We start from the raw sequence: 26,265 nt of genomic DNA, 5'->3' as shown, positions 1-26,265 counted from the left end.
TAAAATTTATATAAAGGCTTAAAATTTGGTGGAATATTTGATATTTTTGCAATGATGAATATTCCCGATAAAACGCTAGAAGATTTAGAATTCAAAAAGGTTTTGGCTGAAGTGAAAAAATATGCTAAGACAGAACGTGTCGCTGCTGTGATAGAAAAATTAAAGCCTTTAGAAAATCATCAAGCAGCACTTTTTCGTCTGAAGGCAACCAATGAGTTTTTGACTGGAATTCAATCCAGTACGCCTTTTCCATTTTCAGACTACGACGACATCCGAGAGGAACTCAATAATTTAGATATTGAAAATTATCAGATGCCGCTCGCTGCATTTTTGGCCATTCGCTCACAAATCTTACAAATCAAAGATTTAGTCAAATTTTTAACACGATTTGAAGCTTATTTCCCTGTTTTTTTTCATCATATTCAAAAGCTTAATCTTGAAAATGAAATCCTTAATCACATCAATCAGGTTTTTGAGAAATCAGGAGAAATAAAAAATAATGCAACGCCACGCCTAGCTCAAATTCGTGAGGGGCTGAAGCGAACTCAACGTGCTTTGAGTGAGCGTTTTACGGGAGCAATGCGCCATTACAACGAGTTTTTGGATGATATCAGAGAATCTGTCATCGACGGACGGCGTGTCTTGGCGGTAGCCTCGATGCATCGTAAAAAAGTTCCTGGGCGAATGGTTGGTACGAGTAAAACTGGCTCAATTTCTTTCATAGAACCTGAAGCCGTACTACAATCTCAGCGAGAGTTGGATGAGTTGACCGAAGATGAAAAAAATGAAATCAAAGTCATTTTGCGTGAATTGACTGCTTTGCTCGCAGAATATCAAGAGGATTTGATTGCGTATCAGAATTTTCTTTTCCAAATGGATTTAATTGCTTCACAAGCGAAATATGCTGATGAAATACAAGCTATTTTACCCAAAATTCATCTCAAAGATAAAAAGATGTTTTTACGAGAAGCTTACCACCCTGTGCTTTGGCTTAAATACCAGAAAGAAAAGAAAAAAATTGTTCCGCAAAGTTTGGGGTTTGATGAAAATAACCGATTACTTTTGATTTCTGGCCCCAACGCTGGGGGAAAGAGTATAACATTGAAAACAATTGGTTTACTACAACTAATGTTGCAAAGTGGAATGCTGATTCCCGTGCATGAGAAATCTGAAATGTGCTTTTTTGAAAAGATTTTCACCGATATTGGAGATAATCAATCAATTGATAATCAACTAAGTACATATTCTTATCGACTCAAGCAAATGCATGATTTCCTCTACAATACAAATGATAAAACATTACTGCTGATCGATGAATTTGGGACGGGTTCAGACCCAGAACTGGGCGGTGCGCTGGCCGAAGTTTTTTTGGAAGAATTTTATAGTATGGGTGCTTTTGGCGTTTTTACCACGCATTACACCAATATCAAAGTTTTGGTAGAACAATGGGATGCCGCCAAAAATGCAAGTATGCTGTTTGACGAGAAAACTTTGGAGCCGCTTTTTCAGCTAGAAGTTGGGCAAGCAGGGAGCTCGTTTACCTTTGAAGTGGCTCAAAAAAATAAAATCCCTTTCCGATTAATTAATCGGGCAAAAAAGAAAATCGAAAGAAATAAAGTTCGCCTAGATAAAACTATTCTAAAGCTACAGCAAGAGAAATTTAACATTCAGAAAACTCGAAATGAACTGGAAGAGCTGAGAAATGCATCTGATGAACAAAAGAATCAACTGGAAGAAACGCAAGATAGAATTCAGTCTAAATTGGTGGATTTTCAAAGGCTTTATGAAAAAGAACAAAAAAATATTCAATTAGGTAAAAGAATCGAGGAACTTGCTGATAATTATTTGAAAAATAAAAGTCGAAAAAAATTAATTGGAGATTTCTTAAAACTTATTGAAACAGAAAATGCTAAAAAGCCTAAAAATCATTTTCAAGAGAAAAAAGTAGAACGAAGAAAGCAAAAAGCGCTAAAACGTGAAATGCAAAAGCAAGCAGAGAATATTGAGGAAATTAAGAAAAAAGTTGAAGCGGTAGAAAAAAAGCAAACTCAGGCAAAAATTGATAAAATCAAAATTGGTAAGCGAGTCAGAATCAAAGGAAGCAGCAGCGTAGGAACGGTAGAACGCGTAGAAGGAAACAGTATTATCATCAATTACGGAAAATTTTTAACAAAGATTAACGTCCACGAAGTTGAATCAATTTAATCTTTTTAAGCTTTAAAAAATCCTTCAAAAATCACCGAAGTAAATTATTGAAGGACTGAATTAATTGCTTGAAATTCAACTCATTAAGCTAAATATTGTCTTAGCTTCCAAGCCATTTTCTCATGGTCAGTTAGCAATCCTGTCAAGAAATCAGCTGAACCGACATCTTTGTATTTTTCTTCGCAAGCATCAATTTTTTCTCGCAAACTTTGGATAATGGTTTCGTGATCTTGAACTAACTCTTTCACCATCTCTAGTGTTGGAGGGACTTTACCTGGTGTTTCCTCTAGGCTAGAGTATTCTGCGAATTCTTTCGCTGTCCCGATGGCAATCCCGCCAAGCGTAGTCACACGTTCTGCTATCGCATCAATAGCTTCTGCCAAGGCAGTGTATTGCTCTTCAAACAATAAATGATATTCCATGAAATCTTTGCCTTTTACATTCCAATGGAAGTTTCTTAATTTGATGTAGAAGATATTGCCATCTGCCAATACGTGATTCAACAAATCTTGTACAGCTATTAAATTTTTTTCGTCAATTCCTAAATTTGGTTTCATAAAATAAATTTTTAAATTATGTTTAAATCGTAATCTAAAAACATGCAATATTTAGTCCAAAATATCAATTTAGAAATTTAATTTAAAAATATATGCTCTTGAGACTTCGATAAATTTAAATTGCCTGAGAATGCTTGTAGAATGCTCATGGAAAACCTGCCCTATTGTTCGTTCGGGCTACTGAATAAGTCTTACGCACTTATTGAGGTAGTGTTTTTTGAAAGTAATTCACAATAAAGGCTATTCTGCTGTGGAGACGTTTAGCTTCTCGAGTATTTTTTTGGGCATTTTTTCATTTTTCCTATTTTTTTTTTAAGGCTTAAAAAATTTTAACTAAAAAAATTTGATTAACTTGACTCGCTCTAGTCTTGGGGTTTATAAACTTGAATGATAAACGTGTGACTCTGAATTCGTTAGCTGTAAAAACTACCGAATGTCGTAAATGCTCAATTTGATGTAAATTTTTATCAGAAATCACTAAATAATAAGGTTTCTGCTGTAATTTCAATTCATTTTCTTCTAATGTAGGGGTCGTTCTGTCCAGGCTCCAATCCAGTGCCCAAGAATGGAGCCTATCATAAACAAAAATATTTTCTTGAGTTAAATTTTCTCTTTCTACAAATTTAGCTATTTGAGTGTCTGCTTGGTAATTTTCGATTAAATTTTTATAAAAAGTAGAATTTAAATAAATATTTGCTAATAAAATAAAAGCTGCTAACCCAAAAATCAATCGATAAAGTTGGTTTTTTATTTGAATAAAAATAAAAAAGCTAAGCCCCATTAAAATTAAAAATAAAATGAGGATTTCCCTTTTCCTTATCGGGAAAAAATAGCTTGCCATGCTTGCCAAGAGTAGCATGCCTAGCAAAAGAATTATATAACTTGAAATTTTAAAAGCCTTAAAAAATTTCTGATTTTCAGTCTGATTTAAATTTAAAATTTGTGCTGCTGTAAAAATACTTATGAGTGGAACAATCGGGTTGATGTAATGCGGAAGCTTAAATTGACTGAAATTCATTACCACTATAAAAATCAAAGCTGTAGAGAGTGTAGCTATTTCTTTTAAGCTTTTCTTTTTATCAATAAATCCCACTCGGAAGGTCAATAAATAAAACCAAAGTGACCATGGCAAAAAAGCCCAAAGCAAGGTGTGAAAGTAAAAGAAATAATCTTGGCTACCAGCTTGCCCAAATTCTCCTCCTTGAAAGCGTTCTGCGCTCTGCCCCATTGCGATAAACTTTACCCCTTCCCAACCGAATTGATGATAATAGGTCAAGAATATCGGCAGAGAAAAAATAAAAAAAACTAAAATTCCCAGTGCAACTTTGTAGTTCAGTAATTTCTCCCAATCCTTTTGATAAGCAACTCTTATGAATAAAAATAGTCCTACCAAAGCTACAGCTACCTGCCCCTTGGTAGAATATGCACAGGCGGTGAAAATTCCACCTAATAGCGCTGCTGATAGATTGTTTTTCTCTAAAAATTTTGCCCATTGCCAAATGGCTAAAATAAGCATTGAAGTCAAGACAGCATCGGTTCGCACATCGTGCAGACTGAGGAGAATGGTTTGGCTGGTGAGGTAAAACAATGCTGCTAGCTGCCCAATTTCTGTTTTTTGATACATTAATTTTGATAAAGAAAAAACTCCGTAACCCGAAATCAGCGTTAATAAAATAGCGGGTAAACGATACGCCCACTCTGCTTTACCAAAAATTTCAAAAGACAAGCCCGAGAGCCAAAAATGGAGATGTGGCTTGTCTAGGTACGGCTGCTTCCCTTTGAATATGTGAGCAAAATCGTTTTCTCTTGCCATTCGCCAAGCCATAGTGGCATGCTGAGCTGAGTCGTTTTCCATGAGCGGCAAAAACAAACCAAAGCCTAAGACTACTGCTAGCAAAAAAAATAGGAAAAAATACCAAGGCTTAAAAAAATTAATCACTTTTCAGATTTCTATGATTGATTTTCCTCTGATGCATAAGCATCTATTATTTCTTTAACTAGTTTGTGCCGCACGACGTCTTTCCCGTCTAGTTGCACAAAAGCGATGTCTTTGATGTTTTGTAAAATATGCATCGCCAATTTCAATCCCGATTTTTGCTTCAAGGGTAAATCGACTTGCCCTGGGTCTCCGGTGATGATGAATTTTGCTCTTTTACCCATGCGAGTTAGAAACATTTTCATCTGAGAATGTGTCGTATTCTGAGCTTCATCTAAAATCACAAAGGCATTGTCTAGCGTTCGCCCACGCATAAAGGCGAGTGGTGCTACCTCTATGGTTCCTCGGTCAATTAGATTTGCTAACTTTTCATAATGAATCATATCTCGAAGCGCATCATAAAGCGGCTGCAGGTATGGGTCAAGCTTTTCCTTCAAATCGCCAGGCAAAAAACCTAAACTTTCGCCAGCTTCTACCGCCGGCCGCGTTAAAATAATTCGCTTGACTTCTTTGTTTTTCAAAGCTCGCACTGCCAAAGCCACGCTGGTGTAAGTTTTTCCTGTTCCTGCTGGGCCTGTGGCAAAAATCATGTCTTTCTCTTGCACGGCATTCACTAATTTTCTTTGATTGGGCGTTAGAGCCTTGATTAGCTGCCCATTGACACCGTGAACTATCACATCATCAATGTTTCTAGTTTTAGAAAACGGTATTGATTGCTCATCAAAAATGTATTCTAAATCTTGAAAATTCAATCGGTTATAATGCAACATGTGTTCAGATATTTCTTTGATTTTAGATTCAAATTTTCTCAAATCTTCTTCAGGGCCTGAGGCTGAAATTTTTCTACCACGGACGGAAACTTTAAGGCTTGGGAATTTATGGATGATGAAATCTAAGTTCTCATTATTCGTTCCATAAAATTCTTGAACGCTAATTTCTTGTAATTCTAAAATAAGTTTATTCAAATGCTTTTATTTTAACTATAAAACTACAAAAATATACAATATATTTGTGTTTGAAAGATGTCAATAATTACACTCACAACTGATTTTGGGCTGAAGGATTTTTCTGTCGCTAGCGTAAAAGGAGCTATTTTAAAGGAATTGGCTCAGGTCACCATTGTTGATGTTTCTCATCAAATTTCACCTTTTAATATTGGCGAAGCTGCTTATATTATCAAAAATGTTTATCAAGACTTCCCAGAGGAAAGCATTCACATCATCGGTGTTGATGCTTTGCCTAATGAAAATAAAAAACTCTTGGCGGCTAAAATTGCCAATCACTATTTCATCTGTGCAGATAATGGTATTTTATCTTTAATTCTGAGTGAAAGTCAACCTGAAGAAATTGTAGAAATTACCATAAATAAATACAAACCCTACAGCAACTCCCCGACGAGAGACATCTTTGTTCCTGTGGCTTGTCACTTGTGCCGCGGCGGCTCATTAAACGTCATCGGTGCTCCCACCAATTCATATAGGGAATTGAATTTATTGCGTGCCCAAATCAAGGAGGATAAGAGCATCATTGGCACTGTGATTTACATTGATAATTTTGGAAATGCGATAACAAATATTTCTTACAGGCTCTTTAATGAATGCCGCCGTGGAAGAGATTTTCAAATTATTGTACGAAATTTAACTTTTGAAAAATTAGCCAATCGCTACAGTGATGTTGTGAAAGATTTTACCAAAGAAGTGGAATATCACGGCGATGGGATAGCTCTTTTTAACAGTAATGATTTTCTAGAAATCGCTATTTATAAACCTAATTTACAATCCTATGGCGGCGCCTCTTCTCTGATGGGCTTGAGTATTGGAACGCACGTCACCGTAAAATTCATATAAATGACTTATCAAATCTTAAAAGCAATTCACATTATCTTTGTCGTAAGCTATTTTGCTGGGCTATTTTACATGGTTCGTCTTTTTGTTTATGATACCGAAGCTTTGGAACTAAAAAATGAAAAAGGCAATATTTTGCATCAGCAGCTAATCTACATGCAAGAGCGGCTTTGGAATATCATCACGCTCCCAGCCTTTATCATAATGATTATCAGTGGCTTTTGCATGCTTCATCTAACTCACTGGGGATTTATCACCCAAGGTTGGATGATTGTGAAATTAGTCTTTGTAGGGATTTTGGCCGCTTACCATTTCTGGACATGGAAAACCATTAGAAATCTACAAAAAGAAAAAACTCAATACACCTCTGTGCAACTACGTATGATGAACGAAGTCGCCACCATTATTCTCTTTGTAGTCGTTTTTGCGGTTATTTTAAAACAATCTTTTATGGCGTATTGGTATTGGGCGTTGATTTCATTTGTAGCAATGGGTGCACTTATCATGTTGATTGTCAAATTAGTTAATCGAAATAAATCATGAATTTATTTATCAAAGAATTATTAAGCCTTTATAAATCTGTCGGGTTTTATTTACTCGGTTTTATTTTCTTGGTTGGGTCAGCTTTGTTTCTATTCTTTTTCAGCGGAAACTTCAATATTTTTGAGCTAAATCAGGCCAATCTCTATCCATTTTTTCAAATTGCTCCTTATTTTCTAATCATTCTACTACCAGCGATGACGATGAAGAGTTTTGCCGAAGAACAAGAAAAAGAAACACTAGACTGGCTAAAGACGATGCCCGTAGACATGAGCAAAATTGTTGCGACAAAATTTCTAAGCATTTTTTCAGGCTTATTCACCTTCATTTTTCTAAGCCTTACTTTTTTTTTCATCGTACAGCATTTCAGCCTCAATGGTATTGATAGCGGTCTGCTTTTCTCTTCATATTTGGGGTTGATATTTTTAGGGATATTCATTATTTCTGTCGGAATTTTTTCTTCAGCCATCAGTTCCAATCAAATTTTGGCTTACATTTTAGCCGTACTTATTAATGCTTTTTTCTATTTTTTCATCAGCGGTTTAGCCGATTATAATTTAATTGGAAGTTTAGACTACCTCACCCAAAGTCTAAGCGTAAAGTTTCACTACGAGCGCTTCACTCAAGGCATATTCTACCTGAGCAGTTGCAGCTACTTTATCGGCTTTAGTTTTCTTTTCATTTTTCTAGCTCATCAAAAATTAAATCAAAAATGAAAAATTGGATAATTGCTATTGGAATTTTAATCTTAATCTCTCTTTCTCAATGGGTTGAAACAAGATGGGATTTCACCGAAAATCAACGATTTACACTCACAGAATCTGCAAAAGAATTGCTGCAAACACCAGAGATGCCATTGCACATTAATTTCTACTTAGACGGAGAAATGACGGGGAGTTTCAGAGCCTTGCGCAATGAAGTTTTGCAGTGGGTGAAGCTTTTTCATCAAGAGAATAAAAATATAGAATACAGCATCATCAATCCCGTGGCAGAAGGCCTAAATCTAGATTCTTTGGCAAAGCTAGGCATTCAAGGCTTGGCGGTACCCACGGAGAGCAAAATTTTACGGATTTTCCCTTATGCAAGCTTTAATTATAATGGGAAAACTCATGTGATTTCTGTTTTAAATAACAGAAAAATTCCTGTGAATGACAGAGCTGAACAATCTATAGCAGAAATTCCGAATAAATTTTTTAAGGCTTTAAAAAATGTCGTGCAAACTCAAAAACCTAAAATCGGACTGATGGTGCATCATGATGAATTATTGCCACAATATTTAGACGGATTTTTAATGGCGGCTTCTCCTTATTTCCAATTTGAACCGTTGACGACTCCCATTACTTCTGGCACGGGAGAATTAGACATTGAGCAGATTCCTGAACCCGACTCTCTAGCGGCAATTATTTCTGCCAAGCCGATTAAGCCATTTAGTGATAATGATAAAATTTACCTAGACCAATATCTAATGAAAGGGGGGAATTTAATGTTTTTGACTGAAAATGTTGATGCCGAGATGGATAGCCTTTTTCGTTCTGATAATATTGTAAGTTTCCCTAGAGATAATAATTTAGATGATTTATTATTCGCATATGGTTTAAGGATTGCCCCGTCTCTCATCAAAGATTTGCAAGCGGCTTACGTGACACTTGCGATTGGTAACGTAGAGCAAAACACGGCTTACGAGCAATTCCCTTGGGTTTATTTCCCGCTGGCAATTTCACCTAAAAATCATCAAATTAATCAGAATTTGAACAATCCGCTAAAGTTTGAATTTGCAAACCCGATAGAAATTCTGCCTAGAGAAAGTACACATTATCAAATTTTACTGAGCACGTCTCCTTATACCCAATTGCAGAAACCGCTTTCCTACATCAATTTTTCTGAAATCGATAGAACAATTCCCGAGAATTACCTAGAAGAAACTCCCTTCCCTTTAGCCGTTTTAGTTTCAGGTGAGATTGGTTCTGCCTACGCTGGGCGAATAGTTTCTCAGCAATTGAATAACTTCAAATCAAAAACTCAACAGGGGAAATTATTGCTCATCAGTGATGGGGATTTCATCAAAAATCACGTTTTCAGAGGAACACCACTGCCTCTCGGTGCCGATAAATACAGCCTGCGTCCAGATTTGAAATCTGCTCCAAATGTGATTTATGATAATGCTAATTTCCTCATCAATGCCTTGCAGTATATGCTGGGCGAAAATTTAAATTTTGGTTTTGATACTGATTCTGAAAGTTATAAGATTTTGAATAAAAGCTTGGTGCAAAACGCTAAAAATGAATGGCGTTGGCTCTCAGTTTTTATTCCCAGTATTTTTTTAAGCCTTTTATTTTTTATTATTTATTTCTATCGGAAAAAGAAGTTTAGCTAAGAATCTGTTTAGATTTTAAGTCGATTTTAGTTATTTAAAGAATTTCCATTTCGGGATAATTTCAAATAATCCGTAGCCGACAAATATAAAAAGTGTAAACATGGGGGCTAGCGTCCTTAATAATGAAAATTCTGGGTTGATAAGAATGATTATAAATAGACTGAATATTGTGCCATAGACTCCATTTTTTTTGTACTGATAAGTCAAATAAAGCATGCCTAAAGCGATCGCAGACAGGAATATAACGGTGTAGTTATACCAAGCTGGCTCTGCATATAGTGTGGGGTCTGGCGCTACTTGCAACGTGCTCAGGCTGTAAAGTCTAATGGCTAAGATTGAAAAAATCATAAAAGCGGTAAGCCCTATGATTAGTTTGAATCCTAAATTCTTTTCACTGGAGGTATTCTCAAAATAATCTTGACCTTTCATTTTCACTAACTATGATGGTTAACATGTAAATGTAGGAAAAAAAATAAATCGGCTTCAAATTCTCAAAACCGATTTAAAAATTTATGTCATATTTTTTCTAAGGCTTAAAAAATTTTTGCTCTCAGTTACATAAAAATATTAGTCAACAGGCGGCTTCTATCGTCGATGATTTCATCTAAAGAAATCATAGATTCAGTTCTAGAAACTTCTTCAATTTCATCAATTTTGAAAATCACATCACGTGCATCGTTCGTATCTTTTGCTCTAATTTTACAGAAGATGTTGTATCGCCCAGAGATTATATTTGCTACCGTCACGTTTGGGATTTTTTCTAATTGGGCAATAACGCTTTTCGTATGGCTTGATTTTGTCAACATAATACCGATATAGGCAATAAAGTTATAGCCTAAACGCTCATAGTCAATCTCTAGAGAACTTCCTTTGATGATTCCTGCGTCTTCTAACTTTTTTACTCTTACATGAATTGTACCTGCAGAAACTTCCATCCTTTTGGCTATCTCTGTAAAGGGCATTCTCGTATTTTGAATTAAGAATTGTAAAATTTGCTTGTCTACATTATCAATTTTATACCTTGATCTCATAAAATTATTTTCAATTATAGAACAAAATTAAGAATAAAATTCAATTATTTAAACAAAAACACATGATATATTACCAAGAAAATAAATCATATGCTAAATAATGGGGCTTGTTAAAAATTTTATTTAAATTGTAGGAATGATAAATCTTTTTTGTTTTGTCTTTGTTTGAGCGAGTCTTTTATTCGCCTGCTTTCTTCTTTTATGCTATCCGTTCGGGGGTCTGATTCTTCTTTGATGGGTGAGATATTTTTTTCTTGTTCAGCTTTTTTAAACGTAAATAAATCTCTAAAATGGTAAAACGACTTCCTATAGACTATCCCTGCGCCGTAACTTTGGGTATAACTGATGTTGACGTTGTAATTCTCTAACCCAATAGTAGAAGGGCGTGAAAATGCGCGGAAACGTAATCCTCCATCAGCTGCTTTTGAAATGTCATAATCTAACTCCAGTTGTGTTGTAATCCGCTCATTATATTGTGAGCCGAGAGGCGTGCCTACAGCTCCGTTGATTGATAATCGCTTATTTATAGCGAGATTAAACTCCGTTTGAATTTTATCTGATTGATTTCGGCTGTCTGAAGATTGTAGATAAGTCGGGTTGATTTCTAAGCCTGGGATGATATTAGAAAATGCGCTTCCTACCTGCTTACTCAAAAGTTCAAAAGCTGATGCTGCGGCTGCATCTGTTGCTGTACTTGTGCCGATGGTTTCACTGGAATCAAATCTTCCTAAAACTAATATAGACCCTACCTGCCTTATTTTCTCATCAGGATTATCCCTTAATTTGCTGGAAAGTAAGTTTTTCACTTGTGTACTGGTTTCTGGAGTTTCTAAGTCTAAGTTGATTTGAGTATTTTTCAGGTCTCCATTGACTCCTATAATTAAATCCACCACGGTGGGTTGTACATAGTTGATTCCCAAGTAAGTACCAATGTTATTTACATTTCTGGAGTAAACAGCTTTGATGTCCATTTGGGCATTGTATGGGTCGCCAGTAAAACGGATAAAACCTCCTTTCTCTATATCAAAATCTTTATTGATGATGATGCCTTCTCTATAGCTATAAATTCCGTCGGTGATGTTATAATCACCATTGATGCTTAAATTCCCAGCCTTGTTCATTGCTATTTCAAAGTTTTCAGCAAAGCCCTGTGCTTGTATCACATCATTGCTTTTCTCATCTAGCACGAGGTTTACAATTGTCTTATCATCTACATCCACGACTAAATCCATTGAAAAACCTTGAATTTTCTGAGAATTTTTTTCACTCTCTACCAGCTGACCTGATTCGTCATAAGAATAAAATTGTATGAATTTATTTTCTCCTATTGTTTTAGTCCCTCCTGTATTGATATTGATGATTGAACCTTTTAGAACCTTCGCATCAAAGCCTGTTGATACTTCTAAATCTGCTGCGGGACCAAACATGTATAATTCCCCTTGAACGAAAGCCTTACCGTAGAAAAGTTCATTATCGGCTACGGTGGTATTCATCACCATCAAACGGTCACTAGAAATTTCTAAATCCAAAAACCAATCTGAAATACTAGAAAAAATCAAAGAACCATCTACCATAGCTTTAGTTTTACTCGTGGATTCTATTATTTCTACTTGCGCTAAATCTAGCAAACCACTTTGCCCTGGCTGCTTGTTTAAATCAAACTCATTTTCACCTATCAAGGTATAGTAAGTGCCAAGATAAACCACCCGAAAGCCTAAATCTCGAGTCGTTATATTTCCTACAAAACTTGGATTTCCCACATCTCCCTTCACCGCTACTTCACCAGAGATTTCCCCTTTCCACTGGCTCAGAATGTCTGACAGAAAAGCATCTATCAAATTCACATTAAAGTCATCAAAATTCGCCAATAAATCCAACTGAGGTTTTTCGCCTTTGTTATCTATCGCCCCTGTAAGAATTAATGTATTGATTTCATTGCGGTCTAAACTTCCGTTGATATTGAAGAGATTATCACCCACACTATACTCTGCATCTGCGACAAAACGGCCTACGTACTGCTCTTTAAGATAAATGCTATCTACCACAATATCAGCAATCGGTTTCAAACTATTGTTAGATTTTGTGACATTTAATTTTCCATTTACCGTTCCACGCAGCCCGAGGTCTCCTAAATAGTAATTAGGTATAGCCTTCTCAAGTTTGACTTTATTGACATCAGCTTGAAGTTTAAAATTGTCATCATCAACATAATTTGCATTGATTTTCAAGAATTGTTCTTCAGAATTTAATAAAATTTCGACCAAATCATAGTTATTTTTTTCAAAATCAATAATAGCATAATTAGAATCAGAATCACTAAATTGATTGATATTCCAAACTTGCTCATCAAACTTTATCGTACTGGGGGAAAATCCAATTTTTATTTTTTGATTGGCATCATAGGTCTGATAAAAATTTAAATCATACTCGCCATACAAGTTTTCACCTGTGAAAAAATGTGCTTTTGCCAGCAAGGTATCGCTTTTAGTTTTCCCTTCAAAATTAAATTTCTCAACATTAATTCCTTGGACTTCAATTTTATCCGCCTTAGCAGAAAAAGACTTGTCAATAGATGTAGAGGCCAAAAAATGCAAATTTTGTGCAATGTAATTTTGATATTTTATTTGAGGCGTTTTAAAATCAACTTCAAATATTTTTTCATCATTATTTAACGTCCCTACTAATAGAGAATTAGGCTGAATATTACTTTCAGGAACAAAAAACTTCAATAAATCACTTTCAATTTTAATGGCATAATTTAAATATTGATTCTTATTTGCTTGCTTATGCTCGTAATTTACCATGAAATTCCCCACTCCATTTTCAAATAAAACACCCAATTCATCTAAATGAAATTTTCCAATAATTTTCCCTGAGAGATAACCCGGTATATTGGCATCTATATTTTTCTGTTGTAATTCATCTTGGTATACCGCCACATTAGACTTCGGCAAATTCATTTGCACGGTATCTGAATTGAAAGTTAAATTTTCAATATTGAATCCGCCACTTAAATCATTGATTTCACTAAAGTTTGTAACTCCCTCTATATCACCACTAATCCAAGTATTCTTTGTCTTAGAAATACCAAAGTAATTTAAATTCAAATAATCGATTTTTGAGTTAAAATCCATTTTTAATTGAGGCGCACTAAAGTCAAAAATTCCTTGATAGTTTAGCCTTGCTTTTTCGCTATCATTTATCGCCAAAAATCCTTTAAATGCTCTTTGAGCAAGCTTTCCATCAAAATTAATATGATTAAATCGATTATTATTAAATTCTAAGTAATTCAACTTCCCTACTGCATCAACGTCCAATAAATCCAAATCATAACCACGCCCATCAAAGCGAATATTTCCACTCACTTTACCCAGATTTTCTGTACCTGCCAAAGCTCCTAGGTGAAATTGGTCGGTATTTAGACTCCCCTGGTAGTGTGGGCGATTTCCGCTGTAATCAGATAACACTAAATCCAATTGCCCGTTACCCAATTTTGTAGATGCAAAACCTTTGGCTCTCAAATACTTACCGTCTAAGCTGAAGTTCCCAACGTAGCTCATTTTCCCAAATCGAGCAATAAAATCTGTAATATACTGAGTGTAATTTTGGGGTAAAATTTGTTTTAATTCCGTGTAAGAGGTCGCTAGATTTAGGTCTTGTCCAGAGAGAGAAAATCCATCTTTCATCAAATTCTGGAAATTTAAATACTGCGCATCGATGTAAGTTTCTTTATTCTTTAGTGAAAATTTTTTAAGGCTTAAATTATTTAAGAATCCTTTCACCTCTCCTGAAAGACTAAAAACTTGATTCTCTTGCCAATTAGGAACAAAATATCTTAAATCTTTATAAGCAAATTTACTCTTTTCAGTAAATTTTGCATTCCATTCTACACGATCACTAAAGTTAGAAAATTGGCTTATATGATCGTACGTCAAATGTAAAAATCCGTTTAAATGAGAAGATTGTGTTTCTAAATTTAAGTCATTGAAAAACAAACCCTTATCTGTCATTTTGAAATTTGTAGTCAAATCTTTCAGTTGGTATTTTTCTCTGTTTTTCACCGCATCAAAACGCAACTTTTTAATTCTCGCAATATAAGTTTTCCCCTCTACACTAATTTTTTCTAATCTAGCATTCAAGCGATTAGCATCTAGCCAGACTTTCGAATTCTGAACCAAATTATGATTTATAATTTTTAGTTTCCCATTTTGTATTTCCAAATTCCCTCTCAAAACAAATTCAGAATCGCCCCTTGTGCTATCTTCTAAAACAAACTTATCGATAAATTTGATGAAATTAGATTTCTCTTCGCCCAAGTAAGTAAACACATCTACGCGAGGATTTACCAAAGTTGCCGCATTTATATTGACGTGATTGGAATTCCGATACAAGTCTAGCCAACTAATTTCTGCCGTAAGCTGCGGAATATTGATAAATTCATAATTTCTATGATCTTTCGCCGTGACTTGGTATAATTTGACATTGCCTAAGTAATTGATATTTACTTTTCCTATCTTTACCTGAGTGCCAAACTGCTCATTTACCCTTTCCATCACTTTTGATGCTACTTCGGACTGTACAGCAGGAATTTGAATGACGACCATGAGCAGCAACAGCAGTGCTAAAACCGATGCCAATAAAATAAATGAAATTCTAAATAAATGCTTCAAAGCTTAAACATTAAAAAAAGTTAACTTTGCCATATGAAAGACCCCATAATCGTTGGTATAGAATCTTCTTGTGATGATACTTCTGTCGCAGTGCTTCAAGGTAATAAAATTTTATCTAATGTCATTAATAGTCAAAAAATTCATCAAAAATATGGCGGCGTTGTCCCTGAGCTAGCATCCAGAGCCCATCTCAGAAACATCATACCCGTTTTCACGGTTGCCTTGCAAGAAGCAAATATATCGCTTAAAAATGTAAATGCCATAGCTTTTACGCAAGGACCTGGGCTAATGGGTTCACTTTTGGTCGGCAGCAGCTTTGCCAAGAGTTTATCTCAGGCGCTCAGCATTCCCCTCATCGGTGTCAATCACATGCAAGCTCATATTTTTGCTAACTTTTACGATGAAAAAAATTCACCTGATTTTCCGTTCCTGTGTCTCACAGTAAGTGGCGGCCACACACAAATTGTGAAAATAGAAAGTATAGATTCGCTCGAGGTAATTGGCGAAACCAAAGACGATGCTGCTGGCGAAGCCTTTGATAAAATTGGTAAAATGCTCGGTTTGCCCTACCCTGCTGGTCCGTGGATAGACCAACATTCAAAAACAGGAAACAAAAATCGCTTTGATTTCACCAAACCAAAAATGGAAGCTTATAATTTCAGCTTCAGTGGATTAAAAACGGCAGTAAAATATTTCCTAGAAAAAAAATGTGATGAAAATCCTAACTTTATTCAAGAAAACTTGAATGATTTATGCGCTTCCATCCAAAAAATTATTGTAGAGACTTTATTAGAAAATTTTTTAAAAGCTTCTAAAAATTTAAATATCAAAAATTTAGTTCTAGCAGGAGGAGTATCCGCAAATTCTTTTCTTCGAAATAAATTTTTAAGTTTAGAAAAAGAAAATTACTCAATTCACATCCCCCCCATTGAATTAACTACAGATAATGCCGCAATGATTGCCATCGTAGGGCGATTGAAATACGAGAATGCTCTTTTTTCTGATTTAAGTGTAACTACTAACCCAAGATTAAAACTATGAATTTATTTTTTGCTCATTTTGAGAACAACCAAGCCATTTTAGATGAAAAAGAAACGCATCATTTAGAAAAAGTTTTAAGGCTTGGAAAAAATGATAAAGTCTTGGTCACCGATGGCAAAGGCAAAATGTTTGAAGGTCATGTTCTAGAAATTACAAAAAAACAAAGCTTAATCTCTCTAGGAAAAGAGCGAGAAATTCAAAATAATTTCCCTGAACTTTCAGTCGCTTTTGCACCGACAAAATCTAATGAGCGTTCTGAAATTTTGATTGAAAAAATAGTGGAACTAGGCGCAAGAAATATATTCCCTATAACGTCTTTTCATTCCGAAAGAAGAAAAATTAACGTAGAACGATGGCAAAAAATTGCAGATGCCGCAACTAAACAAAGCTTGAAAGCTCATCGCTGCCAATTATATGATTTGCAGGATTTTAAAAATTTTCTAAGCCTTAAAAAAAATCTAGAAAATAAATTTATAGCCCATTGCAATTCAGCGATACCAACTAGTTTGCTAAAAAACGTTCTGTCGCCTGGCGAAGATAGTCTAATTCTAATCGGCCCCGAGGGTGATTTTTCTGAAGATGAAATTCATACAGCTATAGATTTAGGCTACAAAAGCATTAGCTTTGGAAATCAGAGATTTAGAACAGAAACTGCCGGGATTTATTTTGCAAGCGTTTATAACTTTCTCAATACATTTAGAGCATGATGACTCCTTTGATTTCTCCTACTTTTTTATAATAAAAAATGACTTGGTCTGCATCTAATGCAAAAATTCTAACGGTAATGCTCGTGTATTTACCTTTTTTGGATTCTCGGGTTGCTACTTGTGGCCTAGCTCCATCAAAGATTTGCTGAATTTCTGCCATCGTTTTATTGCTTGTTGGTATGATAAATTTATAAACAAAATCGGTAGGAAATTCTTCAACTTTATTTAACTCGTTTTTCAAACGCTGATAAAAATCTTTTTCTTCATTCATTTTTTAAGGGGCTAATCGTTCTATTTTCCAATCATAATTCTCTTGCAAAGTGTATCGAAATCTATCGTGTAATCGATTGGGTCTTCCTTGCCAAAACTCCATACTCATTGGCCTTACTAGGTATCCACCCCAATTTTTTGGCCGTTTTGGTAGGGTATTATTTTTTTCTAAAGCCTTAATTTTTTCTTCTAAAACTTCTTTGCTAGAAATCACATCGCTTTGTGGTGAAGCAATCGCACTATATTGACTTGGTAGAGGTCGAGACTCAAAGTAACCGTCAGATAAATTTTCAGCCAATTTTTCGGCTCTTCCTTTGATGATGATTTGCCGTTCCAAGACAGGCCAAAAAAAAGATAAGCATATGTGGGGATTTGCCGCTATGGCTTTTCCTTTCTCGCTATCATAATTGGTGTAGAAGACAAAGCCTTCTTCCGTATATTTTTTGAGCAAAACCACCCTCGCTTTAGGGAAGTCATCCAGCCCTATTGTCGTCACAGTCATTGCGTTAGCTTCAGTAATCTTCTCATCAGAATCTGCTTCTAAAAACCAATCTCTGAAGAACTCCAAAGGATTTTCTTTCAGATTTTCCTCCAGTAGTTTCTCTTTCCCATAAGATTTTCTGTAATTACTTAAATCTTGCTCCATACAATTTCTTATCTTTATCAAAGATAACTATTTCAATGGAAAAATTCTTAATAAAACCAGGAACAATTTTAATTTCAAAACCAAGTCTTAGCGTAGACATTTTTAGCCGAAGCATTGTTCTAATTACCGATTACTCTGAATTTGGAGCGGTTGGTTTCGTACTGAACAAAGCAACTGATTATAAAACAGATGATTTAATAAAGAATTTCCCTTTTGATATTACAGTTTTTGAGGGCGGACCCGTAGAGCAGGACAATTTATTCTATATCCATAGTCTAAAAAATATACCCAATGCAATTGCTGTTACAAATCATTTATTTTGGGGTGGAAATTTACAAGAAATCAATCATCAAATAAATTTTCTAAGCCTTAAAAATTTTAATCAAATTAAATTTTTCATTGGTTACAGCGGCTGGTCTAGCGGCCAATTAGAAGAAGAAATAAAAAATAACTTTTGGGCCGTTGTAAATGATTATTCCTTCAATCCAATTGATATTCAAGAAGTTGAAGACTGGAAGAAACAAATGACTAATCTTGGCGGAGAAAATCTTCTTTGGGCCAATATGCCTGAAAATCCTTTATTGAACTAATTCAAGTAATTTTTTTTTAATCGCCTGAATATAATGATTGTCAAAATCCGTTTTTCTAAATTTGCTTAACGAAATAAGCTTATAAAATGGCGTGAAAATAAAACATTCATCTGCTTTTGTGATTTCAAATGGGGGTAGTGTTTTTTCTGAAACTGCATCAAACTCTGGCCACTTTTTAGCTAAAAGTAAAAATTTTTGACGAGCAGCAGTATCTCTTGCTCCATCATCCAAGCGAGGAGTTAATAATTCTTGCCCTTTAATTAAAAAAACATTTCCATAAAAAGAGCCAGTTAAATGGTTATTTTGATTTAATAAAAAAATATCATCTAATTCATTTTCAGCCCTATACGTATTTAGTGCATGCAAAAATCCATTAGAAAAATTAATCTGCGAAGAGTGATTATTTGCCATAAAATCTTCTCTATAAATTTCAACTTCATTAAAGGTTGAAGTCTCTGGTTCTCTATGATTTTCATAAACAAGATGCTGCAATCCTTGTCCATTTAAAATGCAAGAGTAGAGAAGATTTACTGAAATTTTACGATTATTTATAAAAGCATTTATATTTTCGATAAAATATTCTAATGTAAAGTCTAGAGAGATTTTAAATCTAGCTTTCCTAAGATTAGCAATCAGATGAAAATAATGATTTTCTGGGAAAATAATTTTGCCTTTGATGACTGTAATTTCTTCTCTGATGTGGAAATTCTCTAGCAAAGAAAGTGTATTTAAATTTATTTCTTCAAGTTTAAAGAATTTATGCGTATTATAAACAAATTTATGATCCGATGGCATGCTTTAAATCTTCCAATTGAGTTAACCATAATTCTTTTGCAGACTCTATTTCATCACTTTCAGCAAAGTCTGTCACAATAAGAGAAACATCATTTGTGAGGTCATCTACTTGTATTTTAATCTCAAAATAATATTTACTTCCTTCATCTTCCTCCCACCGAAATCTTACATATTCATCATATTTAGATTTAATTAAAGTAGCTGTTTGTTCAGCGCCATCCCAAATAAATTCAAATTTATCACTTCTTGAGTTTACATTATCTGCAAACCACTCAGAAAGTCCCGAGGGAGTATAAATATAGTTAAATAAAAAGCTTGGCGAAGCCTGCACAGGAACTTCTAATTCGAATTTCTTTTTTGACATTGTATTCAACTTAACATTTGTCGCAATTTAACAAAACCAAATCGAATAAAAAATTATTATAAAAACTTCTAGCCGAATAAAATTGAGAAGGCTTAAAAAAATTGCTCAAAAACACTAATCTAAAAAGTAATCTCATTTAATAATACGGGGAAGAGGTTTAAATTTTCTAAGCCTTAAAAAATTTCCATAAAAAAACCGCTCTTTTACAAAAGCGGTTTCATGATTATAAAAATAAAGTCAATTGGTCAAACAAATCTTGCTGGTCGCTAGGGCGTTTAGCACCCCACACTTTCACTTTACCATCTTTCCCTACGATGATGTAATATGGAATTCCATTTTTCAGCCTCTCGTCCAACTCCGCTTTTAACTGAGGATTAGCCCGCATGTGCAAACCCGTTAACCCTAAACTTTGAGTCATTGCTCTCCAGTCCTCATCTTGCCTTTCAGAATCTACCGATAAATACAAAGGTAAAACACCCATTTCTTCTAACTTTGCGTGGTTTTTCTTAGAATATTGCAATTCCTGTCGACACGAGCCACACCACGTTGCCCACAAATCTACGTAAATCACTTTACCCCTCAGTTGCTCAAACAAATCGCTTAGAGAATTGATATTCTCATAGTTTTCCACAAAAGTGATTTCCTTTTTGGGCTGGTGATAATCTCTCACTTCTTGAATCAAGGCTTCTAATTTTTCAGCCAACGCACTGTTGGGGTATTTTTTTTTAAAGGCTTCAAAATTTCCTATCCACTCCCGCTCAAAACGGTGAGCCGAAAGCCCATCATAAATCTTATTTGCCCAGTCCCATTCCTGAAAATCAGGAGCTAAAATTTCCTGAAAAAATGCAATTTGCGAAATTCCGTAAGGAACGTTTCCCGCATCAAAGTTCAATCGCCCCGTCGCTTTCAAATCTTGTAAAGCTTTATATTTATCTAAAAACGGAATCGGCGATAAATAATTGGTCAAATACGGATTTTCTAAGGCTTTAGAAAAAATATCTTCATATTCTTTCCCATAAATTTTTAAAAATCTCTCAGCCAAATTCTTTTCTTCATAAAAATACCGATACGTAAAGAAGAAATCCGTAGCTAAGAAATCTTGATATTTTAATTCTAAAAGATTTGAAAATAAAGTAAATTCAGCCTGATTTATCCACTTATTTTTTAAGCCTTCATTTAATTTCTCTTGATTCTCATTCAGCCAATTTTGATGAAATTTCAATTTATCTGAAAGCGTTTGCTGAGCTTCCAATTCCTCAAATTGATTAGCATTTTCAAAAAGACCTAAATTATTTATAAATTCTTGTTTTGCCGCCGTTTCTCCTGTAAATTCATATTCTTCTGCATCAAAATTTACAACATATTTTTTGCCTGGCTCGGCATAAATCATTGCAGTCACAAAATTATTAGTCACACTCACAAATCCAGCTTTATTTAATTTCTTTTCTATCTTAAATCTTTGATTTTCAATAGAAACAATTTCATTATTCGCTGCAAAATACTTACCATTTACAGGGAAATTAAAAAAGACTTCTGGGTCGGGTGAATTTTTGATTTCTCCAGAAATTTGAATATTCTGTGCATTTACTGCAAAGACAATGGAAAATATTAATATAAAACTTTTAATTTTCATTTTCAGATAAATAATTGATAATTGCTTTAGTTTCTTTTTTAGATAGCATTAATTCTTTGAAAGATAATAAAGTTAATTTTAAAATCTTGATGGATGATAAATGATTTTCGGTACAAGATATACCAAATAATCTTTCAATTCCTATTATTGAACCTCTTCCATTACAAATCTATCATTTTTTTTTACTCTTTTAGATTATTTTTTAAGGCTTAAAAAAAATTACTCTCATAGCTAATTCTGTTGCCAATCGGGGTGATACTTCAATACCGATGCAGGAATTGGCAAAACTAGCTTTCCGCTATTGGGCGTTGCCGTATATTTCACGCCACCATATTCATGTGTGATGCTTTGTTCTAAGCCTGGAATCAAATTTCTTCTCTTCACATCAAAAACTTGTGTTAGCGTAAAGTAAATTTCTTTTCTTCTTTCGTTTAAAATGTATTTTAACAATTCGCTTTGATTTGAAAAATCTGAAGCCATCAGCGGCTGATAATTAATGATTCGCTTTTCGCCCAATTGATTCAAATCTTTGATTGCCTCTTCGTTCTTGCCTAAATGGGCATTGGCCTCTGCTCTTGTGACATACATCTCGCCCACCGAGGGTAATTGATTGTGATAAAAGACAAAGGGTGAATAGACTCCATAGCCAGGGTAAAAGGTGAAAAATTTGCTGTACCTGGTATCATTTACCGTATCTATAATGGATTTTAGATCTTTAGACGGGTTGGTATACGTTCCTGATGAGCCGCCAAAGAATCGAGAGCTGTATTGCTGGCTTTCATATGCTGTGCTAATGTTTTCTGCTTCCACATAATCAGCTAATTCACCTTTGATTTCCAGCGCTTTATTAGCTGCATTTAGTGCTTTTTCAAAATCAGATTTGTATAAATAGATTCGTGCTAGGAGAGCATACCCAGCTGCTTTGTCTGGTCTGGCTTTTCCGATTTTATTATTAGGTAAATTGGGAATTGCTTCTTCTAGATTATTTAGAATAAATTCATAGACTTCGCCTACGGTGTTTCGTGAGCCAATTTTTTGTGTAATATCAGCTTCTCTCACCAACGGAACGCCTGGCGTATCAGCATTTTTTTGGCTATAATGTTTTGCAAAGGTGTTAACTAGATAAAAGTAATCTAAGGCTCTAAAATATTGTGCCTCTGCTTTGACTCTAATTTTATCTTGAGCTTTGTATCCTACGGCATCTTGAGCGGCATCAACTTCATTGATGATTTTATTATAAATATAAATATTCTCATAAGCTGCATCCCATGCGGGGACTGTAGTTGAGGGGTTGTAAAATCTTAAATCTCCGTAAGAATATAATTGAAAGTTCTGATAATCAGGATTATTAGTATCTAAACTTAATTCTTCAGAAAACTCAAAATCATTGCCAGTAAATCCTAAAATTTCTGCATTATCAATGCTATGAATGCTGTAGGCGTTCCCATTGAGTAATAAGTCGTAATCTTCTATAGTCTTGGGTATTACAACGCCTTTGGGCTGAACGTCCAAATAGTCGTTGCAAGCCGTAATAGTGGCTAAAATAGATAGAAATATAAGTTGTTTTTTCATGATTAAAATATTAAGTTTAAACCTAAAGTAAATGATTTCTGAACTGGAGATGTCCTTACGCCTAGACCTTGGGTTTCTGGGTCTATACCTTCGTTATTTTTTGCCCATAGCCACAAGTCGCTTCCTCTCACATTTAAGGTTAATTCTTGTAATCCTATTGAGCTAGAATAATTTTGAGGTAAGGTGTAGCTTAACACTACATCTCTTAGGCGAATAAAATCACCGTCGATGACGTTTTTGCTGCTTCCTGCTAGCAAATTGCTGTAAACAACAGAGGATCGCGCTGGAATGTCTGTCACAAGTTCATCTCCTGGCTTTTGCCATGCTTTTGCTACATCTGCATGCACGAGGTTGACGTTTCTACTTAGAATTTCACCATTATACGTGTCTTTCAGCAATTTATGCCCTCCTTGATAAATAAATAAGAATGAAAGTGCAAAGTTATTCCATCTTAAATTATTATTCAAACCAGCTACATGTATAGGCAAAGAAGAGCCTGCCTCTACTAGATCTTCTATGTTAAAGACATTCACATCAGTTTTTGTATCTATGTTTACTAATTTCCCGCTAGCTTGTCTTAGTTGAGCTATCCCTTCTGAGTTCAAACCTGCAAAATTGGTCACATACAATGCATTTGGTGCACCGCCTTTCAAGTTCATAATGCTACCTGCATATCTGTAAGCGTGAGCTTCGTTAAAGTAAACTTCTTTTACTTTTCCTTTATTATACCTGAAGTTCAGTTGCGTTTCCCAACTAAATTTATTAGTCAATACATTCTTTGTTCTAAGCCCAATTTCATAACCGTTATTGATGATACTGGCATCATTTCTCATGGCGTTTCCTGTTCCTAAAGTTGGGTCAATTTGTACATTAGATAAAATATCTTTTGAGTGTTTGCGGTAATAGTCTAATGAGAGGTTCAATCTATTTTTCCAAAAATCAGTATCAAGCCCAAAGTTAAAAGTCCCCGTTTGTTCCCAACGAAGGTTTGGCGTACTATGGCTAGCAAGGCTCAGCCCCATTAAGTTTCCTACCCTTTGGACATAGGCTTTATGTGCAATATCAAATGGGCCAACATTATTAGCAATATTTCCATTAAATCCATACGAAACCCGTAAATCTAAGTTAACCGCATTTTCTTTTAAAAAAGCCTCTTCCCCTGCTCGCCACTTCGCTCCTACAGACCAAAATGGCTTATAGCGATACGCTGGGTCTGTACCAAATAAATTAGATTGATCTATTCTTGTGCTTGCCGTCAAAATATATTTATTTCCATAAACATACTGTGCATTGGCGTATAGTGAGAAAAACCTATTCTCACTGCTTCCAAATGAATTATCAAATACTAGCCCGTTACGGTAAGCATTGCCTCCTGGCATATAAATTTTCTCAAACTGATTATTATAAAAATTGTAATAATTAACTGGTAAAAATAAATTAGAATTAGCATCGTAGCCCAATCGGTCAGTAGAAGTTGATTCCGCTTGATTCGTTTGAATTTCACTTCCTACCAAAATATTCACATAGTGATTCCCCAAAGTTTTGTCAAAATCCAATTGCCCTCTGAGCAAATAGCTGGTTTCTTCTCCGCGCGTCTCTTGCAACCTCCCCCCGATGGGGATGATTAAATCTGCCTTATCCCCCGTATAAGACAACGGCGTAAAGTTATTGACAAGATGCCTCATATACCAAGAATCTGCATGAGCTAAATTTGCTGTTTTTAAAGCCTTTTTTTGAATTTTCCCTCCCAATCTTAAAGTTACATCACGAGTCAAATCATAGTTGAGTAAACCTTGAATCCTTACCGACCAATCATCATTATGGTAGGCATAGCGTTTGAAATCCAGTGCTGGATAATATGTTTCATCTAGCAAACCAGCATTTATCAGTCGCTGAATTTCATAAGCATCCTTTCCTCCAAAAATTCCATTATCAATATTCCTATAAGCTGGTTTGGTAACAGATAGGGGGTTTCTATGCTCGTCTAAAAGCCTGTCATAAGAACTAATATTAAAAATATCAGTAAAACTATTCGTATTTGCAAAATTCAAAGGATTAGATGAATACCGATTTAAACTTAAATTACTTTGAAAATTAAAATTCAACTTTTGAGTAAAGTTAACATCTGAAACGAAATCGAATAGAATTCGGTTATTCTTGTAATTCTTAATATTCAAAAACTCATCAGTATAGTTGAGCGAAGTTCGATATGTGATAAATTCATTCCCTCCCAAAACCGAAATATTCTGCTGATTGGTCAAAGGATTTTGCAAATAAACGTCTTCCAAATCCTTGGTATTATCTAAATTTTTTAAGGCTTGTAATTTACTATCAAACTCAGTAGCAGTTATGTAGCCATAGTGCAAATCGCTATAGAGTTGGTATACATTGTTATTTGCCCCGACACGATTTGTGGCATTAGGTTTATTTGTTTCAAAAGCATTTCTATAATTAATAATGCTTCCATTAGCCACTTCTTGCTTAGCAATTTGAGACTGAATCTCTACCAATTCGCTTGAGTTCACACGGTTCATCACATAGCCAATATCCACTTTTTCCTTAAAAGTTAAATTACTTGTATAGCGAATTTGCGTACCAGATTTTCGCCCTTTTTTAGTTTCGATGACAATGACGCCATTAGCTGCCTTTGCCCCATAAATTGAACTCGCTGCAGCATCTTTCAGCAAATTAATGCTTTTCACCTCATAAGGATTAATGCCACTTAAATCTCCCTCGTACTGAAATCCATCAACCACAATCAATGGCCTAGCGCTACCTGACAAAGTAGAAATTCCACGGATGGTCAACTCTTTAGAACTCGAAGGAGCAGAAGGATTGGTAGACAGAACTAAACCAGGGGATAAACCTTCCAATGCATCAATAATATTGGAACTTCCGCGGCGTTCAAAATTTTCCATATCAATTTTATCAAATGAACCTGCAGCTTTATTCACATTCAATTTTTGGTATCCTGTCACCACCACATCACTCAGCAAAACCTCATCATCTATCAGGCCATCACTCATTCTTACCAAGGTGATTTCTAAAGAATTAAAGTCATCAACCACCTTAAAATCAGTGAAATAACCTGCTTTAGAAAATTGAATTTTGTCATCAATCCCCACAGCTAGCAAAAAATAACCTTGCTTATCAGATACTACCGTGATTTTGCTAGTCTTATTTTGAATTTCAACGCCAGCAATGGGGTTTCCATCTTCATCTAGTACACGACCAGTAATATCTTTGACCAAACCTTGCTGGTGAATTTTAAAAGATTGATTTTCAGACAAAACAGGCAAGGCTGCCCATGAAAAACCTGAGCTTAAAATCAAACTAAGAGAATACAATTTTAATCTATTCTTTTTCATTTATTTATATTAATTATTTAACTTTTTTAAATTAAAAAAACCGCTACAAATATGCAGCGGCTTTGGATTCTATTTAATTGACAAAAAAAGACATTATCCATGCGCTGCAACCTTATTAAGGC

At 34.9% G+C, this 26,265-nt stretch carries 21 protein-coding genes; 8 read left to right on the top strand and 13 right to left on the bottom strand.

The window, feature by feature from the left end:
• Positions 1-54: 54 nt before the first annotated feature.
• A complete protein-coding gene (locus tag D5J18_RS03210; protein ID WP_119057552.1) occupies positions 55-2,205 on the top strand; it encodes an endonuclease MutS2 in 2,151 nt (716 codons plus the stop codon).
• Between the two features lie 83 nt (positions 2,206-2,288).
• On the opposite strand, the gene D5J18_RS03205 is transcribed toward D5J18_RS03210, so the two are convergent.
• The 3 genes from D5J18_RS03205 to D5J18_RS03195 all read right to left on the bottom strand — a co-directional run bounded on the left by D5J18_RS03205 (position 2,289) and on the right by D5J18_RS03195 (position 5,663).
• Positions 2,289-2,762: a Dps family protein gene (locus D5J18_RS03205; protein ID WP_119057551.1), complete on the bottom strand. Its 474-nt coding sequence runs from the start codon at positions 2,760-2,762 to the stop codon at positions 2,289-2,291.
• Between the two features lie 319 nt (positions 2,763-3,081).
• Positions 3,082-4,701, bottom strand: coding sequence for a glycosyltransferase family 39 protein (locus tag D5J18_RS03200; RefSeq protein ID WP_119057550.1), 1,620 nt, complete (start codon positions 4,699-4,701; stop codon positions 3,082-3,084).
• An 11-nt stretch (positions 4,702-4,712) separates the two neighbouring features.
• On the bottom strand, positions 4,713-5,663 hold the full coding sequence (locus tag D5J18_RS03195; protein ID WP_119057549.1) for a PhoH family protein: 951 nt from the start codon (positions 5,661-5,663) through the stop codon (positions 4,713-4,715).
• Between the two features lie 57 nt (positions 5,664-5,720).
• Here D5J18_RS03195 and D5J18_RS03190 point away from each other — a divergent pair, with 57 nt between their 5' ends.
• From D5J18_RS03190 to gldG, 4 genes are read left to right on the top strand one after another with little or no spacing between them, the layout of a single operon-like run.
• On the top strand, positions 5,721-6,545 hold the full coding sequence (locus D5J18_RS03190; RefSeq protein ID WP_119057548.1) for an SAM hydrolase/SAM-dependent halogenase family protein: 825 nt from the start codon (positions 5,721-5,723) through the stop codon (positions 6,543-6,545).
• On the top strand, positions 6,546-7,085 hold the full coding sequence (locus tag D5J18_RS03185; protein WP_119057547.1) for a CopD family protein: 540 nt from the start codon (positions 6,546-6,548) through the stop codon (positions 7,083-7,085).
• Complete coding sequence (locus tag D5J18_RS03180; protein WP_119057546.1) at positions 7,082-7,798, top strand: ABC transporter permease; 717 nt, start codon at positions 7,082-7,084, stop codon at positions 7,796-7,798. The genes D5J18_RS03185 and D5J18_RS03180 overlap by 4 nt, the downstream gene beginning before the upstream one ends.
• Positions 7,795-9,456 carry a gliding motility-associated ABC transporter substrate-binding protein GldG gene (gene gldG, locus D5J18_RS03175; protein WP_119057545.1) on the top strand — a complete coding sequence of 554 codons (1,662 nt, stop codon included), beginning with the start codon at positions 7,795-7,797 and terminating at the stop codon, positions 9,454-9,456. Before D5J18_RS03180 ends, gldG begins: the two co-directional genes overlap by 4 nt.
• Before the next feature lie 30 nt (positions 9,457-9,486).
• Here the strand turns inward: gldG and D5J18_RS03170 are convergent, their stop codons facing one another.
• The 3 genes from D5J18_RS03170 to D5J18_RS03160 form a co-directional block, all read right to left on the bottom strand.
• Complete coding sequence (locus D5J18_RS03170; RefSeq protein ID WP_119057544.1) at positions 9,487-9,885, bottom strand: hypothetical protein; 399 nt, start codon at positions 9,883-9,885, stop codon at positions 9,487-9,489.
• A gap of 125 nt (positions 9,886-10,010) precedes the next feature.
• Positions 10,011-10,487, bottom strand: a complete 477-nt coding sequence (locus tag D5J18_RS03165) for a winged helix-turn-helix transcriptional regulator (protein WP_119057543.1) — start codon at positions 10,485-10,487, stop codon at positions 10,011-10,013.
• A 119-nt stretch (positions 10,488-10,606) separates the two neighbouring features.
• A complete protein-coding gene (locus tag D5J18_RS03160; protein ID WP_133298093.1) occupies positions 10,607-15,157 on the bottom strand; it encodes a translocation/assembly module TamB domain-containing protein in 4,551 nt (1,516 codons plus the stop codon).
• Positions 15,158-15,190: 33 nt separating this feature from the next.
• Here D5J18_RS03160 and tsaD point away from each other — a divergent pair, with 33 nt between their 5' ends.
• Positions 15,191-16,198 carry a tRNA (adenosine(37)-N6)-threonylcarbamoyltransferase complex transferase subunit TsaD gene (gene tsaD, locus D5J18_RS03155; RefSeq protein WP_119057541.1) on the top strand — a complete coding sequence of 336 codons (1,008 nt, stop codon included), beginning with the start codon at positions 15,191-15,193 and terminating at the stop codon, positions 16,196-16,198.
• Positions 16,195-16,905, top strand: coding sequence for an RsmE family RNA methyltransferase (locus D5J18_RS03150; RefSeq protein WP_119057540.1), 711 nt, complete (start codon positions 16,195-16,197; stop codon positions 16,903-16,905). Before tsaD ends, D5J18_RS03150 begins: the two co-directional genes overlap by 4 nt.
• On the opposite strand, the gene D5J18_RS03145 is transcribed toward D5J18_RS03150, so the two are convergent.
• Complete coding sequence (locus D5J18_RS03145; RefSeq protein WP_119057539.1) at positions 16,895-17,176, bottom strand: DUF493 domain-containing protein; 282 nt, start codon at positions 17,174-17,176, stop codon at positions 16,895-16,897. The two genes, D5J18_RS03150 and D5J18_RS03145, sit on opposite strands and share 11 nt — an antisense overlap.
• A gap of 3 nt (positions 17,177-17,179) precedes the next feature.
• The gene (pdxH, locus tag D5J18_RS03140) at positions 17,180-17,821 is read right to left on the bottom strand and encodes a pyridoxamine 5'-phosphate oxidase (RefSeq protein WP_119057538.1); all 642 of its coding nucleotides are present in this window, start codon (positions 17,819-17,821) and stop codon (positions 17,180-17,182) included.
• Positions 17,822-17,856: 35 nt separating this feature from the next.
• Between pdxH and D5J18_RS03135 the strand changes: the two genes are divergently transcribed.
• Positions 17,857-18,411 (top strand): YqgE/AlgH family protein, encoded by a 555-nt coding sequence (locus D5J18_RS03135; RefSeq protein WP_119057537.1) that lies wholly within the window; start codon positions 17,857-17,859, stop codon positions 18,409-18,411.
• On the opposite strand, the gene D5J18_RS03130 is transcribed toward D5J18_RS03135, so the two are convergent.
• From D5J18_RS03130 to D5J18_RS03110, 5 genes are all read right to left on the bottom strand, one after another.
• Positions 18,400-19,206: an aminotransferase class IV gene (locus tag D5J18_RS03130; RefSeq protein WP_119057536.1), complete on the bottom strand. Its 807-nt coding sequence runs from the start codon at positions 19,204-19,206 to the stop codon at positions 18,400-18,402. The two genes, D5J18_RS03135 and D5J18_RS03130, sit on opposite strands and share 12 nt — an antisense overlap.
• Positions 19,190-19,570 (bottom strand): START-like domain-containing protein, encoded by a 381-nt coding sequence (locus tag D5J18_RS03125; RefSeq protein ID WP_119057535.1) that lies wholly within the window; start codon positions 19,568-19,570, stop codon positions 19,190-19,192. Before D5J18_RS03125 ends, D5J18_RS03130 begins: the two co-directional genes overlap by 17 nt.
• A 223-nt stretch (positions 19,571-19,793) precedes the next feature.
• Entirely contained in the window at positions 19,794-21,203 is a 1,410-nt protein-coding gene (locus D5J18_RS03120) for a TlpA family protein disulfide reductase (RefSeq protein WP_119057534.1), read from the bottom strand.
• A 231-nt stretch (positions 21,204-21,434) separates the two neighbouring features.
• Positions 21,435-22,775: a RagB/SusD family nutrient uptake outer membrane protein gene (locus D5J18_RS03115; protein WP_119057533.1), complete on the bottom strand. Its 1,341-nt coding sequence runs from the start codon at positions 22,773-22,775 to the stop codon at positions 21,435-21,437.
• 2 nt (positions 22,776-22,777) lie between these two features.
• A complete protein-coding gene (locus tag D5J18_RS03110) occupies positions 22,778-26,143 on the bottom strand; it encodes a SusC/RagA family TonB-linked outer membrane protein (RefSeq protein WP_119057532.1) in 3,366 nt (1,121 codons plus the stop codon).
• Between the last annotated feature and the right edge of the window lie 122 nt (positions 26,144-26,265).

The organism is Candidatus Ornithobacterium hominis (assembly GCF_900538215.1).
Classification (GTDB): domain Bacteria; phylum Bacteroidota; class Bacteroidia; order Flavobacteriales; family Weeksellaceae; genus Ornithobacterium; species Ornithobacterium hominis.
This window is presented reverse-complemented; position numbering and strand designations above follow the sequence as displayed.

What these genes read in the sequence shown, in the direction of transcription:
- D5J18_RS03210 (WP_119057552.1), top strand. Translation starts at nt 55, where the DNA reads ATGAATATTCCCGATAAAACGCTAGAAGATTTAGAATTCAAAAAGGTT.
- D5J18_RS03205 (WP_119057551.1), bottom strand. Translation starts at nt 2,762, where the DNA reads ATGAAACCAAATTTAGGAATTGACGAAAAAAATTTAATAGCTGTACAA.
- D5J18_RS03190 (WP_119057548.1), top strand. Translation starts at nt 5,721, where the DNA reads ATGTCAATAATTACACTCACAACTGATTTTGGGCTGAAGGATTTTTCT.
- D5J18_RS03185 (WP_119057547.1), top strand. Translation starts at nt 6,546, where the DNA reads ATGACTTATCAAATCTTAAAAGCAATTCACATTATCTTTGTCGTAAGC.
- D5J18_RS03180 (WP_119057546.1), top strand. Translation starts at nt 7,082, where the DNA reads ATGAATTTATTTATCAAAGAATTATTAAGCCTTTATAAATCTGTCGGG.
- gldG (WP_119057545.1), top strand. Translation starts at nt 7,795, where the DNA reads ATGAAAAATTGGATAATTGCTATTGGAATTTTAATCTTAATCTCTCTT.
- D5J18_RS03170 (WP_119057544.1), bottom strand. Translation starts at nt 9,885, where the DNA reads ATGAAAGGTCAAGATTATTTTGAGAATACCTCCAGTGAAAAGAATTTA.
- D5J18_RS03165 (WP_119057543.1), bottom strand. Translation starts at nt 10,487, where the DNA reads ATGAGATCAAGGTATAAAATTGATAATGTAGACAAGCAAATTTTACAA.
- tsaD (WP_119057541.1), top strand. Translation starts at nt 15,191, where the DNA reads ATGAAAGACCCCATAATCGTTGGTATAGAATCTTCTTGTGATGATACT.
- D5J18_RS03150 (WP_119057540.1), top strand. Translation starts at nt 16,195, where the DNA reads ATGAATTTATTTTTTGCTCATTTTGAGAACAACCAAGCCATTTTAGAT.
- D5J18_RS03145 (WP_119057539.1), bottom strand. Translation starts at nt 17,176, where the DNA reads ATGAATGAAGAAAAAGATTTTTATCAGCGTTTGAAAAACGAGTTAAAT.
- pdxH (WP_119057538.1), bottom strand. Translation starts at nt 17,821, where the DNA reads ATGGAGCAAGATTTAAGTAATTACAGAAAATCTTATGGGAAAGAGAAA.
- D5J18_RS03135 (WP_119057537.1), top strand. Translation starts at nt 17,857, where the DNA reads ATGGAAAAATTCTTAATAAAACCAGGAACAATTTTAATTTCAAAACCA.
- D5J18_RS03130 (WP_119057536.1), bottom strand. Translation starts at nt 19,206, where the DNA reads ATGCCATCGGATCATAAATTTGTTTATAATACGCATAAATTCTTTAAA.
- D5J18_RS03125 (WP_119057535.1), bottom strand. Translation starts at nt 19,570, where the DNA reads ATGTCAAAAAAGAAATTCGAATTAGAAGTTCCTGTGCAGGCTTCGCCA.
- D5J18_RS03120 (WP_119057534.1), bottom strand. Translation starts at nt 21,203, where the DNA reads ATGAAAATTAAAAGTTTTATATTAATATTTTCCATTGTCTTTGCAGTA.
- D5J18_RS03115 (WP_119057533.1), bottom strand. Translation starts at nt 22,775, where the DNA reads ATGAAAAAACAACTTATATTTCTATCTATTTTAGCCACTATTACGGCT.
- D5J18_RS03110 (WP_119057532.1), bottom strand. Translation starts at nt 26,143, where the DNA reads ATGAAAAAGAATAGATTAAAATTGTATTCTCTTAGTTTGATTTTAAGC.